The organism is Nesterenkonia sandarakina, from assembly GCF_014138825.1.
Lineage (GTDB): Bacteria > Actinomycetota > Actinomycetes > Actinomycetales > Micrococcaceae > Nesterenkonia > Nesterenkonia sandarakina.
In genome coordinates this window covers 2,576,736-2,590,709 of record NZ_JACJIH010000001.1, presented here as the reverse complement: position 1 = coordinate 2,590,709, position 13,974 = coordinate 2,576,736, and the positions used below count along the sequence as shown (strand labels likewise).

Sequence of the window (13,974 nt, the reverse complement as noted above, 5' to 3'; positions counted from 1 at the left end):
CTCCCGCGCACCCATCGGTGCGTTCTTCGCTCGTGCGTGAACATTCGCGAGCACTCCAGGCACATTTCCCTAGACACCCCTGTCTTCATTTCGGGCGAGAATCCGCCCGTACTGACCGAAGGATCACTCATGACTCACCAGCAGACCCCCGCCGGACCCCTCTCCAACCAGCGTCGCCGTGGAATCAGTGCACTGGCCCTCAGCGCCACACTCGCGCTGGTGCTGAGCAGCTGCAGCGCCTTCGATCGCGGCGACGCGGCCGAGGCCGCGCCAGAAGATCAGCAGGAGTTCTCCATCGGCGTCGTCGGCGCCACCGAGAGCCACCGCGAGGTCGAGCGGATCGCGGAGGAGGAGCTGGGCTACGAGATCGAACTCGTCGAGTTCACCGAGTACACCCAGCCCAACCCGGCGCTGACCAGTGGTGACATCGACGCCAACTGGTTCCAGCACATCGCCTACCTGGCTGACTACAACGTCAGCTCCGGTGAGGACCTGCAGCCGATCGGCTCCACTGCCGCTGTGCCGCTGACCCTGTACTCCAACGAATACACCGACGTCAGCGAGTTCGCCGACGGGGACACCATTGCGATCCCCAATGATGCGGTGAACCAGGGGCGCGCGATCAACGTGCTGGTGGAGGCCGGGCTGCTGGAGCTCTCCGAGGAGACCCGCCAGCCCGAGCCCCGCCACATCGATGAGGAGGCTTCCACCGTGACGGTGCAGCCGGTCGCCGCCCAGCAGACGGTCAACGCGCTGGAATCGGTGGAGGGCTCGGTCATCAACAACAACTTCGCCCAGGACGCCGAGCTGGACCCTGAGGGTGACGGCATCTTCGCCGATGACCCCACCGACGCCTCGGCGTTCCCCTACATCAACGCCTTCGTCACGCGCGCCGAGGACAGCGAGAACGAGGCGCTGCGTGAGATCGCGGCGGTCTACCACGATGAGCGGGTGCTGGCGATCGAGGACGAGCTCTCGGCAGGCACCTCGGTCCCCGCCTCCGAGGTGACCCCCGAGCAGCTGCAGGAGGCGCTGGTGGACTACGAGGACTCGCTGCGCAACGCTGGTGCCGAGTCCGAGGACGAGAATGGCTCCGACGACGATGCAGAAGCGGACGAGGACGCGTGAGCTCAGCTCCGCTGATCGAGTTCAACAACGTCACCCGGACCTTCGGGTCGGGAGACAAGACCGTCACCGCGGTCGACGACGTGAGCCTGCGCGTCGACCGCGGTGAGGTCTACGGGGTCATCGGGTTCTCCGGGGCCGGGAAGTCCACCCTGATCCGCCTGGTCAATGGACTCGAGCGCCCCACCGCCGGGTCCGTCCATGTGCTGGGCCAGGAGATCTCCGCAATGCGGGAGGGGCAGCTGACCAAGGTCCGCTCCCGGATCGGGATGGTCTTCCAGCAGTTCAACCTCTTCCATTCCCGCAATGTCGCCGGCAACGTGGCGTATCCACTGAAGGTGGCCGGATGGAAGAAGGCCGAGCGTGAGGCCCGGGTGGAGGAGCTGCTGGAGTTCGTGGGACTCAGCGAGAAGGCAACCCAGTACCCGGAGCAGCTCTCCGGTGGGCAGAAGCAGCGCGTCGGCATCGCCCGCGCGCTGGCCGCCAAGCCGGACATCCTCTTGGCGGACGAGTCCACCTCTGCGCTGGACCCGAAGACCACCGGAGAGGTGCTGCGGCTGTTGCGTCGCGCCAACGAGGAGCTGGGCATCACCATCGTGGCGATCACCCACGAGATGGAGGTCATCCGCTCGATCGCGGACCGGGTCGCCGTGATGGACCAGGGTCGGATCGTGGAATCCGGACTGGTCTATGACGTCTTCTCCAGCCCGCGCGAGACCAAGGACGCCAGCTTCGTCGGCGCCGCATTGAAGAACCGGCCCACGGCCGAAGATGTGCAGCGGATCCGCGGGCACGCCACCGGACGGCTCGTGGTGGTCTCGCTGCAGAACGCGGCGGCGGTCAGCTCGGTGCTGGGCGAGGCTGCGTCGCATGGGGTCTCCTTCGAGATCGTGCACGGCGGCATGAACACCACCAAGAACGCCTCCTACGGCCTGCTCACGCTCGCCCTCGAAGGAGATTCCCGTTCGGTCGAGGCCTTCGTGGCCGCGCTGAACTCAGCCGGAGAAGTCCAGGAGGTGCACGGATGATCGACACATATCGAGCTCTGGACTGGAGCTACTACGGGCCCGAGCTGCTCGAGGCGATCTTCGACACCATCTACATGGTCGCCTGGGCCTTCCTGCTCGGCGGGTTCATCGGGCTGACCATCGGACTCACGCTCTACACCACTCGGGAGGGCGGGCTGCTCTCGAACAAGTACGCCTATATGGCGATGAACTTCATCGTGAACCTGATCCGGCCGATCCCGTTCGTGATCCTGATCGCCGCCCTGCAGCCGGTGACCATCTTCGTGATCGGAGCCGGGATCGGCAATGATGCGGTGATCTTCGTGATGATCTGGGCCTCCACCTTCGCGATCGCCCGAATCGTGGAGCAGAACCTGGTCTCGATCGACCCCGGGGTGATCGAGGCGGCCCGAGCCATGGGTGCTTCCCGACTGCGCATCATACTCACGGTGCTGCTGCCGGAGGCGCTGGGCCCACTGATCCTGGGGTATACCTTCGTGATCATCGCACTCACCGACATGTCGGCGCTGGCGGGGATCATCGGCGGCGGCGGCATCGGCAACTTCGCCATCGTGGAGGGTTACAACAGGTTCCGCCCCGAAGTGACCTGGCTGGCGGTGATTGTGGTGATCCTCTTCGTCCAGTCGCTGCAGCTGGTGGGCAACTGGGCGGCGCGCAAGGTGATGCGGCGCTGAGTCTGCCGCCGACCCGGCCGCCGCGCCGCCGTCGTCGTCTTGTTCCCTGCTGAAGTTTCTGTCCATGCACCACGGAAGGATCCACCCATGACTCTGCGCTCCATCACCCTGGGAACGGGACAGCACCGGCTGCAGACCTCAGCGCTGGGCTACGGCGCGATGTCTCTGGCCGGGGCCTATGGGGCGATCACCGAGGCGGACTCGATCTCCCTGCTTGAGCATGTGGCGCAGCGGGAGGTCACCTTCCTGGACACCGCGAACATCTACGGCGACGGTGCCAGCGAGCGCATTCTGGGCACCTTCCTGAGGCACCGCCGCTCGGAGTTCGTGCTGGCGAGCAAGGTGGGCATCGAGAAGGGCGCGGGGGTCGGCAAGCGCCGGGCCCGAGGCGACGCGGGGTATATCAAGGAACAGATCGATCAGAGCCTGCGCCGTCTGGGCACCGATCACCTGGATCTCTACTACCTGCACCGGGTGGATCCTGACACGCCGATCGAGGAGAGCGTCGGAGCCCTGGGCGAGCTGGTCACCGCCGGCAAGGTCCGTACCATCGGGCTCTCGGAGGCCACCGGCGAGGAGATCGCCCGCGGCCACGCCGTGCACCCGATCACAGCGGTGCAGAGCGAGTGGAGCATCTTCGCCCGGGACGTGGAGACCCATGTGCTGCCGACCTGCGCGCGGCTCGGAATCGGGTTCGTGCCCTACTCCCCCGTGGGCCGAGGCCTGCTCACCGACTCCTTCGAGTCCGAGGCACTTCCCGCGGACGACATCCGCCAGAACTTCCCCTGGTTCATGCCCCAGAACCTGCCGCACAACGCCGCGCTCGTGACACGGGTGCGTGACATCGCGGCACGCCTCGAGCTGCCCACCGCTGGGCTGGCCCTGGCCTGGCTCTATCAGCGGGCGGCCGCGCTGGGCGTGGAGATCTCTCCGATCCCCGGGACGCGGACGGCCGCGCACTGGGATCAGCTGCAGCGTGGGGTGGACGTCGAACTTCCCGATGCGGCCCTCACCGAGCTCAACGGGCTGGCGGCCGAGGTCTCCGGGGATCGAAGCTTCGACCCGCGCTGGGTCTCCGGCGGGCGCGAGGGGCTCCTTCCGCGCCGTTGAGCCGGTGCTGACGCGTAAAATATTCTATGTGAACATTTAATACTTAATATGTGACATTGACCCTCTTGCGGTCTAGTGTCGTAGCTATAGCAACCATTAAGAGCGACTGAGAGATCTGGCTCAGTGACGTCGCAGCAACCAAAGCCGTGGACAATCACGGCGGAACGGTGCTCCCGCCAGGACCGATGGCGAAAGGCAGAAGCGTATGACTCATCACGACCGACCGTTGATATTGAGCCTCTTTGAGATGGGCTCCGTGGTCCACCTCTCACCGGGAACCTGGACCCACCCAGAGGACCGACGCCACAGCGTCGACAGCCTCTCCTTCTGGAGAGAGCTCGGCGGCATCCTCGAGCAGGGCCGATTCGACCAGCTCTTCCTCGCCGATGTGGTGGGCGCCTACGACAACGCCGACGACGGATTGAGCAGCCCGGTGAGTCAGGGCTATCAGATCCCCGCTCTGGATCCGCTGGTCCTCCTCGGGGCCTTGGCCGAGTCGACCAAGCATCTGGGCCTTGCAGCGACGTTCTCCACCACCTACGAGCCGCCCTTCACCTTCGCTCGACGACTGGCGACACTGGATGCGCTCTCGGAGGGACGGATCGCCTGGAACGTCGTGACCTCCTACCTGAAGAACGCCGCACAGAACTTCGGCCTCCACGACCAGATCCAACACGATGAGCGCTACGAGATCGCCGATGAGTTCCTCGACGTGGTCTACAAGCTGCTGCTCGGCTCCTGGGACGCCGACGCCGTGCTGGGCGACACTCAGACCGGCACCTGGGCCGACCCGGAGAAGGTGCGCTACATCGACCACGCGGGACCTCGCTTCGCGGTGCGCGGGCCGCATCTGGTGGCGCCCACCCCGCAGCGCCTGCCGGTGATCTTCCAAGCGGGCAGCTCCTTGACCGGGATGGCCTTCGCCGGTCGACATGCCGAGGTGGTCTTCCTGGGCGGGAACTCACCAGAGGCGATCCGGAAGAACGTGGACACCATCAGGTCCCACGCCGCTGCTGCCGGCCGAGACCCAGATCAGCTGCGTTTCCTGGCCGCGGCCCAGGTCATCGTGGCACCCACCGAGGAGCAGGCCCACGCCAAGGCCGCCGAGATCGACCGTCATCGCAGCGACTGGGCCACACTCCAGAAGAACGGGCGCGTTCCGAGTCTCCATCGGTATCCGGATGACGCGCTCGTCGCCGACATCATCCGACGCAGAGACCCAGGACATGAAGTCCTCATCCGTGGGTGGCGCGAGGGACAACAGGTCAAGGACCTGCGCGGCGCAGCCGGGGCCGGCGGAAGAGCCCGGAACGGGCTTCGCGTCGTGGGCACGGGCATCCAGGCTGCAGATGCGCTCACCCAGTGGGCCCAGGAATCCGGCCTTGACGGGTTCAACATCGGCAATCAGATCAGCTTCGGCACGATCAGGGACTTTGTTGACCTCGTCGTCCCGGTGCTGCAACGACGCGGCCTCACGCGGTCCGAATACACCCCCGGGGAGACACTCCGCGAGCGCCTTCTGGGTGCCGGACCGAGCCCGCACAGCACACATCCCTCCACCCGCTATCTGGATCCCAGGAATCTGCGCATTCCGGCCGCGCGCTTCGATGCGCGCCTAACCCCCGCCTGAGCGCACCGTGCCAGCATCTGACTTCTTTATCTGAGGACCACCATGACACTTGATCATCCCGGCGTGCATGCAGACGCCATTCCAAGCTACCAGGAGCTGAGTGGACGCTACTCCGAGGTCTTCCACCGGATCGCGCAGGGGGCCCTTGAGCGTGAGCAGGGACGCATCCTGCCCTTCGAGCAGGTCGAATGGCTGCGTCACGCCGGCTTCGGCGCTCTGCGTGTACCCCGCGACCTCGGCGGGGAAGGCGTCCCGGCTCCGACCCTGTTCCGGCTGCTCATAGACCTCGCCCAGTCGGACCCCCATGTGGCACACCTGTGGCGCGGACACTTCGCCTTCCTGGAATCGCATCTGAGCAGCGCGGACCCCGAACGCAGGAGCTTCTGGGCGCAACAGGTCGTGGAACACCGCGCGATCATCGGCAACGCCCAGAGCGAGCAGGGCATTGAAAGCTGGGAGAAGCAGACCACCACTCTGAGCAGAGGCTCGGATGGGACGCTGAGGCTCGACGGCAAGAAGTTCTACAGCACCGGGACCTTGTTCGCAGACTGGGTCAACGTCACGGCCCGCTTCGGGAGCGAGTTCGCGAGCTTCCCAGTGCGCACCGACGCTCCTGGCCTCGTGCGCATCGACGACTGGGACGGCTTCGGACAACGACTCACCGGCACCGGGACCACCACCTTCGACCAAGTCCCGGTCGAAGAGACCCATCTGACGATCCACGCGGCAGACCAGCGGCCCATCACACATATGATCGGCTTCTATCAGCTGCACCTGCTGGCGGTGCTCGCCGGCATCGGACGCCGCGCGGTAGATGATGTCGTGGCCCACATCCAGTCCAGCACCAGACGCCCACTGGGCGCGCCGGCGGGCGCCACCCCCGCGTCTGATCCGCTTAATCAGGCTGTGATCGGTCGCGCCTCCGCAAAGGTCAAGGCGGTCCAGGCCTCCGTGCTCGACGCCGCGACGGACATCGAGCTCGCCTGGCAGGCCCGCCACCGGAACGAGGACGCCGAGGGTGCCGCTGATCGAGCAAACCTCTCGGTCTACCAGGCCCAGGTGGTCGCCATCCCGCTGGTCCTGGAAGCGACCACATCGATCTTCGACGCCACCGGGGCGTCCAGCACCTCGGTGAGCAAGCTGCTGGACCGGCACTGGCGCAACGCCAGGACGATCTCCTCGCACAACCCGCTTCCACGCAAGGAGCAGTGGGTCGGAGGCTATGAGCTGCTCGGGACCCTGGCGTACCCGTGGCAGTTCCGCGACTCCCCTCTCGCCGAGCAGCCGCAGCAGCAGGACGAGGACGCACGGGGCAGCTGTCGCGCCTCTTCTCTCACCGACTGAGTCCGCGCCGCGCAGCGGGCACCCCTCTATAGAGGCCTCGATCCCTGAGCCTTCTTCACCCCCGCCCGAGGGCGGGGCGATTCAGCGCACCCAGATTCCCCTTGACCCTAAGGACAGCCATGTCACAGACACCCCACCTCCGACTCGTCCGAGGACCACTCCTCGGGCTCCTCCCACTGTCCCTGCTGCTCACCTCCTGCGCAGCTCAGGGCAGCACGGGTGAAAACGACGGATCCCCCGAAGCCGGCGGTGAACTGGTCTACCTGGACGCCGAGCTCAGCCGTGACACCCAGCTCCAGGCTTCGGGCACCTGGCAGGACAGCGCGTACATCACCAACATCACCGATCGGCTGATTCACAAGAACCCTGAGACCGGTGAGCTGGAGCCCTACCTGGCCGAGGCCTTCGACGTCAGCGAGGACGGGCTGACCTACACCTTCACGATCGTCGAAGGCGTGACCCACAGCGACGGAACGCCTCTGGACGTGGACAACGTCAAGCGGAATCTCCAGTGGCAGCACGACGGAGACACGGAGCAGGCGATCCCGGCGAATAACTGGTTCCCCGCCATCGCCGGCATCGAGACCGACGAGGCGGCGCGCACCGTGACCGTCGAGCTGGAGGAGCCGTATGCACCGTTCCTGGACGTGCTCTCGTTCTGGCGCACCTCGATCGTGGCAGATGCGACCATCGACGCTCCCATCGAAGAGCAGCAGCAGCTCTCCGGGATCATCGGCAGCGGACCGTTCAGTGTGGAGTCCGAGACCTACGGCGAGGAGATCACGCTGACCCGGCGCGAGGGTTATGACTGGGCGCCGCCGAGCTCCGAACATCAGGGCGAGGCGCTGTTGGAGACCATCACCATCCTGCCGGTCACCGAAGACAGCGTCCGTCTCGGATCGCTCAGATCGGGGGAGGCTGATCTGATCCGCTACCTCCAGCCCAGCGAGGAACAGGGCCTGTTGGATGCGGGCATCGAGATCATCTCAGAGCAGGGAACCGGGAACTCGAATGTCTGGGACATCCGCCAGTCCGCTCCGTTTGTGAACGATGTCGACGTTCGCCGCGCACTGCAGTCGGGGATCGACCGTGAAGCGATCATCGACGAGCTCTACACCGAGAGCTGGAGGCCTGCCAAGAGCGTGGTCACCGAGGACACCTTCGGGTTCATCGACAAGTCTGAGTCCCTGGCCTATGACCCCGAGCGATCGGCAGAGCTGCTTGACGGCGCCGGCTTCGAGGAGTTCGACGAGGAGGGGTACCGCATCGATCAGGACGGAGAACGGCTCTCCCTAGTGACCTACATTGATGTGTTCGACGCCACTGCCGGTCCGCTGTTCCAGCTGATCCAGCTTCAGCTGGCTGAGATCGGTGTCGAGCTGCAGATCGAGGAGACCGATTACTCCTCCTATTCCGACGTCATCCTTGACCCAGAGATTGCGGTTCGTCGGAACGGCTGGCCCGAGGCGGACCCGTGGGTGCGGCAGACCGTCAACTACACGGTCGATGAGTCAAACGCGCTCTTCCTGGAGGAAGACGATCCAGCGGCCCAGGAGCTCGGTGAGCTGTATCAGGACCAGCTGCACCAGACCGGCCCCGCAGCCCGAGAAGGTGTGCTGGCCGAGATCCAGGACACGCTCATCGACGACGCCTTCCTGCTCCCGATCCTCGATGACTCTCAGGTCTTCGGCGCTCAGCCGCACGTGCAGGACCTCGAGTTCACCTCCGAGGCCCGGCCAGTCTTCTACTCCACGTGGATCGATGACTGAGGGGCGCTGACCTGTGAACCTCACCTCACGCACCGTGATCAGCCGCAGCCTCCAAGGGGTCCTGGTGATCTTCGCGACGTATGTATTCGTCTGGACGGTCCTGTTCCTACTGCCGGGAAACCCGATCCGCAGCCGGATCGACAACCCGCAGAACCCTATTCCGGAGGATCAGGCCGCTGGCATTCTGGCCTACTATGGCCTCGACAGGCCCTGGTACGAGCAGTTCACGGTCTCCCTCGGCCGGGTGTTCCAAGGAGACCTCGGGTTCTCGCTGAGCACCGGGCGCCGGGTGACGGATCTGATCGCCCAGGGCATCACGGAGACCGCCGCACTGGCTTCGCTGGCATTGCTGCTGACCGCGATCTTCGCGTTCGGTCTCGCCTTCACCGCGGTCTTCGCCCCGTGGCAGACGCTGCGCACCCTTGTCAGGAATCTCCCTGTGGTCTCTCTGTCCACGCCGAACTTCCTGGTGGCGCTGGTCCTGCTGCAGGTCTTCGCCTACAACCTCGGTTGGTTCTCCTCCATTCGAGATGAGGGCTTCAAGTCCCTGATCCTGCCCGCTGTCACCCTGGCGGCAGGTGCCTGCGCACCAGTGGCGCAGGTGTTGATCCAAGGCCTCGACCGAGCCTCCGATGAGCCTTTCGTCAACGTCCTGCGCTCCAGCGGCTATGCACCGCGCAGCATCATCTTCGGACACATCGCCAAGAACGGATCCATTCCTGCCATCACCCTGCTGGGGCTCACGATCGGAGAGCTGCTGACCGGTGCCGTCATCGTCGAGACCGTCTTCAATCGCACCGGGCTTGGATTCGTGACGGAGCAGGCGGTGCGATCCCAGGATGGTCCGGTGGTGCTCGCGGTAGTCATGCTGGTCGCGGTGATCTTCACCGTAGTCAACATCCTCACCGACCTCACCTACCCGCTGCTAGACCCCCGGACCCGGGTCAGCCCGAGGACGAAGACAGAGAACACGGGGCTGGAGTCTGCGAGCGGGCTTCCCACCACGGACAAGACAGGATCCCGGTCATGAGCACCCAGCACGACTCCCGTCCAAGACTCCCCCGAGCATCCAACGCACCTCACCGCGGATTCGTCCGACGACGCGTGCCCGCGCACCTGAGTGTGGCGCGCCTCGGCGACACAGCGGCGGTGCTGTTCCTCGCGCTGCTGGGCGTCGCCGTCGTTGCCCCTGGAGTCCTTGCACCGGGCTCACCCTATGAGGTCTCGGGAGTAGGCGTGCTCCAATCTCCCAGCTCCACTGCCTGGTTCGGCACCGACTACCTCGGGCGCGATCTGCTCTCTCGAGTGGTCTTCGGTTCCCAGCAGACCCTCTTCGGCGCCTCCGTGGCTGTCCTGGTGGGCCTCAGCATCGGATCCACACTGGGCCTGCTGGCCGCGTACTTCGGCGGCATCCTGGATTCCGTGATCAGCCGGATCGTGGACGTGCTGCTCTCGATTCCGGGACTGCTGCTGGCCATGGTCGTGATCGTCGCGCTGGGCTTCGGCACTCTCAACGCGGCAGTGGCGGTCGGCATCGCCTCGGTAGCGACCTTCGCACGGCTCATGCGCTCCGAGGTTCTGCGAGTACGCAACCTTCCCTTCGTGGAGGCCGCCCGACACCTCGGGGTGCGGCCCGGTCGACTGTTGGTGCGCCATATCCTGCCGAGCTCCTATGGTCCGGTGCTCTCCATGACGGCGCTGCAGTTCGGCGCCGCCATCCTCTGGATCACCGCGCTGAGCTTCCTGGGATTCGGGGCTCCGCCGCCACAGCCCGAATGGGGCCTCCTCGTCTCAGAGGGACGTGAGTATCTGGCCTCCTCCTGGTGGATGACCGTCCTTCCCGGCGTCGTCATCGTCGTGACAGTTCTGGCGATCAGCCGGATCGCCGTCATCTTCTCCGCGCAGCGAAAGGCAGTCCAATGACCTACAGCCTCGAATTCGACCAGGTGAGCATCGGGTACAGGCGACGTGGGAAGGCCGCCGCGGCGGTCGTGTCCGACGCCTCGTTCAGCTTGAAACAAGGACAGACTCTGGCGCTGGTGGGGCAGTCCGGGTCTGGAAAGAGCACCCTCGCCGCCGCCGCCGTGGGTCTGCTGGCGCGCAACGGGGAGATCCTCGGCGGCGACATTCGACTTGCCGGTCACAGCGTGCGGGGAAAGACGGAACGACAGTGGCGAGAGCTGCGCGGATCCGAGCTCGGCTACATTCCGCAGGACCCTCTCAGCTCCCTGGACCCGGTGCAGCGGATCGGGGCGCGGCTGGTCTCCGACCTTCGACTGCACCGGAAGATGCCCGAGAACCAAGCCCGAGACGCGGCGGAGGAGCTGCTGGATCGGGTGGGCATCCGGGACCCGGCGACGAAGCTTCGCAGCTACCCCCACGAGCTCTCCGGAGGTCAGCTCCAAAGGATCCTGATCGCACTGGCCATCTCCGGAAACCCGAAGCTGCTCATCGCCGACGAACCGACCAGCGCGTTGGACGTCACCGTCCAAGGCACGATTCTTCGACTCCTAGATGATCTCAAGGAGGAACACGGACTCTCGGTCCTGCTGATCACTCACGATCTGGCACTGGCTGCCGACCACAGCAATGACATCGCGGTGATCAACCAGGGTGAGATTGTGGATCAGTTTCAGGTCGATCAGCTCCATGCCGGGCCCCGGCACGAATACACCCGGCAGCTCTTCCGTGACGTGCCAGTACTCTCCCCCGACCGCTACGCCACGGGACCCCGCTACGAGCAGGCACTCCCCACCAGCCTCGAGTCACCCACCAGAGAGGATCTCGACGCCGAGCTTAAGAGCCTCACCCGGGAACCCGCCGTGGAGATCAGCGGCGTGCACAAGATATACCCAGGAGCCTCCACACCCGTCCTTGAGGACGTCAACCTCTCGGTCCGTGCCGGAGAGATCCACGCCCTGGTCGGGGAGTCCGGCTCCGGCAAGACGACCCTTGCACGGATCCTCGCAGGGCTGAGCTCCTTCGACTCCGGGTCCGTCCGCGTGAGTGGCCAGAGGTTGCAGCATCGTCCACCGCCGACGAACCCCCAGGCGCAGCGGCTGCAGCTGATCTACCAGAACGCCCTGGCTGCCTTGAACCCGAGGATGAGTGTGCAGGAACTCGTCGAGGAGCCTCTGAGCATCCACCACCGACTCAGCCGCGCAGAACGTTCGCGGCGCGCTCGCAAAGTCCTGACGCAGGTAGCGTTGGCGCCGGAGCTCTGGAAGCGGCGCCCCGAGGCGCTCTCGGGAGGTCAGCGGCAGCGGGCGGCCATCGCGCGGGCGCTGGTAAATCTGCCGGGCGTCTTGGTGCTTGATGAACCTACCAGCGCCCTTGACGTGTCGATCCAGCGCCAGATCGTGGACCTGCTGATGGAGCTCCAGCGAGCCGAAGGACTGACCTTCCTCTTCATCTCTCACGATCTCAGCCTGGTCCGACAGATCGCCGACCGCGTCACTGTCCTGGACCAGGGACGGATCGTGGAGACCGCGCCCACCGCGGATCTGTTCGAGGCTCCTCAACACCCCTATACACGGCGTCTGATCGATGCGCTCCCCGGTGAGCGCATCCGGAGCCACACGGAGGAGTCGAGGCTGGTGAGAGATTGAAGGATCTCGTAGGGTTCGGTCGGTCCGCCTGTGAGGTGCCCCTGTCGAGAGGACCAGCACTGGACCACCGCCGAAGCTGGGCCGCATTCGGTCCGCCCCGACCCAGGACAAACATGCTGAAGTCCCAATACCGCACCTACCCGATGAAGCTTCTTCACCTTGCTGTCACCGGCCCTCTGCTGCTGGTGCTGCTGGGATTGTTCTTTCCCATCTTCACCGACACAAACGCACCCGTGCCCGATGAGATGGGCGTGTTTCGCGTGGTGCTGACGGAGATCACGTTCTTCGCCGCGGCGGGGCTGGTGCTCTCCCACTACCTCTACCTCGCAGTCACCGTCACCGGCCGCACGGCCTTTGGAGTGGCGGCGGTGTGGGTCGGGGTTCTTCTGATGACCACAGCGCTGCTGCTGCTCTGGATGAACATCTCCGCCAGCCTCGTCGAAGGCTGGCTGAGGTCAACGAGTCTTCTGGGGCTGTTGGTCGGTGGCGGCATTATGGTGAGCATGCTCAGGACTGCTGGGCCGCACCGCGGCAGCGACGGTCCCTCAGTGCCCGCACCGGTGGCGCCACGTCCTTTACCCCAGTGACCGTGATCTCAGCCGCCACCTGAGACCTCTCCACAGCCTCAAGCTCCCATAGAAGATGGTTGATCTGGCCTCCCACACTGGAGAGCATCTGCAGTCAGCAGCTCTCACCCATCACGGAAGGCACAGTCATGGAAGCCACGGTCATCACACGCGTCACCAGGGAGATGGATCCTACGCGCACTCCCGCGATAAAGTCCGCCCTGTGGGCGCGGCAGCTGCATCAGGAGGAAGACGGCCTCGCAACTGCCGAGTACGGCATCGTCATGCTCGCCGCAGTCGGCTTCGCGGGACTGCTGGTCGCGGTGCTGAGCTCCGGCACGGCCCGTGGACTGCTCACCGGCATCATCGAACGTGCGCTCTCCTTCTGAGCGCGGCTCGATCAGCGCCGAGTTCGCCCTCGCATTGCCCTCGGTGGTGCTGGTGCTGCTGCTCGTGCTCTCACTCGGGCTGCACGGAGCGGCCCAGGTCAGCCTGGAGGCTGGCGCCGGCGCCGCGGCCCGCGAGCTCGCGCGTGGGCAGGGACCGGAGGCTGCGCAACGGACCGCCAGACGGATCGCTGGCGAGGAGGCGTCCTTCGCGCTCAGCCACGACCAGGATTTCGTCACGGTCTCGCTGACACGTCCCGTGCGAATCCTGGGAGGGATCGAGGTCGCGATGACCCAGGACGCCCGGGCCACCGCCCGGGTCGAGACCCTTCCGTGAGACACCTCAGACGCACCACCGGGGAGCGCGGCTCGGGAACGGTGGCGGCGCTGGGGCTGATCATGGTGCTGCTCCTGCTGCTCGCGGCGGCGCAGGTTGCGAGCCTGGTCGCGGTCTCCTCCGCGCAGGCTGCCCGCGGGGCGGACCTGGCGGCGCTCGCCGGAGCCGATGCGGCACGCGGGCTGAGCACCGGCAGCCCGTGCACCGTGGCGGAAACTGTCGCCCTGCACAATGCGGTGGAGCTCACCAGCTGCACCGTGACCGGCGAACACGGCACCGAGGTGCTGGTGCGCACCGCAGTGCCGATCCTTCCCGAACGACTGATCGACCCCGGTGGCGTGGACCTCTCCGCACTGCTCAGTCGTGGTGCGGCGCGCGCCGGGCCTCCCGGGTGAGC

Annotated in this window: 14 protein-coding genes; all 14 read left to right on the top strand. The window is 65.7% G+C overall.

Annotated elements, in window-relative coordinates; genetic code table 11:
• Positions 1-129: 129 nt before the first annotated feature.
• Positions 130-1,128: a MetQ/NlpA family ABC transporter substrate-binding protein gene (locus tag HNR24_RS11805; protein WP_058889599.1), complete on the top strand. Its 999-nt coding sequence runs from the start codon at positions 130-132 to the stop codon at positions 1,126-1,128.
• Positions 1,125-2,153, top strand: coding sequence for a methionine ABC transporter ATP-binding protein (locus HNR24_RS11800; RefSeq protein ID WP_058889598.1), 1,029 nt, complete (start codon positions 1,125-1,127; stop codon positions 2,151-2,153). The genes HNR24_RS11805 and HNR24_RS11800 overlap by 4 nt, the downstream gene beginning before the upstream one ends.
• Positions 2,150-2,827 (top strand): methionine ABC transporter permease, encoded by a 678-nt coding sequence (locus HNR24_RS11795; RefSeq protein ID WP_058889597.1) that lies wholly within the window; start codon positions 2,150-2,152, stop codon positions 2,825-2,827. Before HNR24_RS11800 ends, HNR24_RS11795 begins: the two co-directional genes overlap by 4 nt.
• Positions 2,828-2,914: 87 nt before the next feature.
• Positions 2,915-3,937, top strand: a complete 1,023-nt coding sequence (locus HNR24_RS11790; protein ID WP_058889596.1) for an aldo/keto reductase — start codon at positions 2,915-2,917, stop codon at positions 3,935-3,937.
• Between the two features lie 205 nt (positions 3,938-4,142).
• A complete protein-coding gene (locus HNR24_RS11785) occupies positions 4,143-5,567 on the top strand; it encodes an NtaA/DmoA family FMN-dependent monooxygenase (protein ID WP_083505032.1) in 1,425 nt (474 codons plus the stop codon).
• Positions 5,568-5,609: 42 nt separating this feature from the next.
• A complete protein-coding gene (locus tag HNR24_RS11780; protein ID WP_058889595.1) occupies positions 5,610-6,911 on the top strand; it encodes an acyl-CoA dehydrogenase family protein in 1,302 nt (433 codons plus the stop codon).
• Between the two features lie 119 nt (positions 6,912-7,030).
• Positions 7,031-8,680: an ABC transporter substrate-binding protein gene (locus HNR24_RS11775; RefSeq protein ID WP_182495882.1), complete on the top strand. Its 1,650-nt coding sequence runs from the start codon at positions 7,031-7,033 to the stop codon at positions 8,678-8,680.
• Between the two features lie 13 nt (positions 8,681-8,693).
• On the top strand, positions 8,694-9,710 hold the full coding sequence (locus tag HNR24_RS11770) for an ABC transporter permease (protein WP_198144760.1): 1,017 nt from the start codon (positions 8,694-8,696) through the stop codon (positions 9,708-9,710).
• A complete protein-coding gene (locus HNR24_RS11765; RefSeq protein WP_182495881.1) occupies positions 9,707-10,603 on the top strand; it encodes an ABC transporter permease in 897 nt (298 codons plus the stop codon). The genes HNR24_RS11770 and HNR24_RS11765 overlap by 4 nt, the downstream gene beginning before the upstream one ends.
• Positions 10,600-12,288, top strand: coding sequence for a dipeptide ABC transporter ATP-binding protein (locus HNR24_RS11760; RefSeq protein ID WP_058889593.1), 1,689 nt, complete (start codon positions 10,600-10,602; stop codon positions 12,286-12,288). The genes HNR24_RS11765 and HNR24_RS11760 overlap by 4 nt, the downstream gene beginning before the upstream one ends.
• Positions 12,289-12,401: 113 nt before the next feature.
• Positions 12,402-12,875, top strand: coding sequence for a hypothetical protein (locus tag HNR24_RS11755; protein ID WP_182495880.1), 474 nt, complete (start codon positions 12,402-12,404; stop codon positions 12,873-12,875).
• 164 nt (positions 12,876-13,039) lie between these two features.
• Positions 13,040-13,243: a DUF4244 domain-containing protein gene (locus HNR24_RS11750; protein ID WP_083505045.1), complete on the top strand. Its 204-nt coding sequence runs from the start codon at positions 13,040-13,042 to the stop codon at positions 13,241-13,243.
• Positions 13,227-13,577 carry a TadE family type IV pilus minor pilin gene (locus HNR24_RS11745; protein ID WP_182495878.1) on the top strand — a complete coding sequence of 117 codons (351 nt, stop codon included), beginning with the start codon at positions 13,227-13,229 and terminating at the stop codon, positions 13,575-13,577. Before HNR24_RS11750 ends, HNR24_RS11745 begins: the two co-directional genes overlap by 17 nt.
• Positions 13,574-13,972 (top strand): Rv3654c family TadE-like protein, encoded by a 399-nt coding sequence (locus HNR24_RS11740; RefSeq protein ID WP_058889591.1) that lies wholly within the window; start codon positions 13,574-13,576, stop codon positions 13,970-13,972. Before HNR24_RS11745 ends, HNR24_RS11740 begins: the two co-directional genes overlap by 4 nt.
• Positions 13,973-13,974 lie beyond the last annotated feature (2 nt).

Coding starts and splice junctions, on each gene's coding strand:
- HNR24_RS11805 (WP_058889599.1), top strand. CDS start 130: ATGACTCACCAGCAGACCCCCGCCGGACCCCTCTCCAACCAGCGTCGC.
- HNR24_RS11795 (WP_058889597.1), top strand. CDS start 2,150: ATGATCGACACATATCGAGCTCTGGACTGGAGCTACTACGGGCCCGAG.
- HNR24_RS11790 (WP_058889596.1), top strand. CDS start 2,915: ATGACTCTGCGCTCCATCACCCTGGGAACGGGACAGCACCGGCTGCAG.
- HNR24_RS11785 (WP_083505032.1), top strand. CDS start 4,143: ATGACTCATCACGACCGACCGTTGATATTGAGCCTCTTTGAGATGGGC.
- HNR24_RS11780 (WP_058889595.1), top strand. CDS start 5,610: ATGACACTTGATCATCCCGGCGTGCATGCAGACGCCATTCCAAGCTAC.
- HNR24_RS11775 (WP_182495882.1), top strand. CDS start 7,031: ATGTCACAGACACCCCACCTCCGACTCGTCCGAGGACCACTCCTCGGG.
- HNR24_RS11765 (WP_182495881.1), top strand. CDS start 9,707: ATGAGCACCCAGCACGACTCCCGTCCAAGACTCCCCCGAGCATCCAAC.
- HNR24_RS11760 (WP_058889593.1), top strand. CDS start 10,600: ATGACCTACAGCCTCGAATTCGACCAGGTGAGCATCGGGTACAGGCGA.
- HNR24_RS11755 (WP_182495880.1), top strand. CDS start 12,402: ATGCTGAAGTCCCAATACCGCACCTACCCGATGAAGCTTCTTCACCTT.
- HNR24_RS11750 (WP_083505045.1), top strand. CDS start 13,040: ATGGATCCTACGCGCACTCCCGCGATAAAGTCCGCCCTGTGGGCGCGG.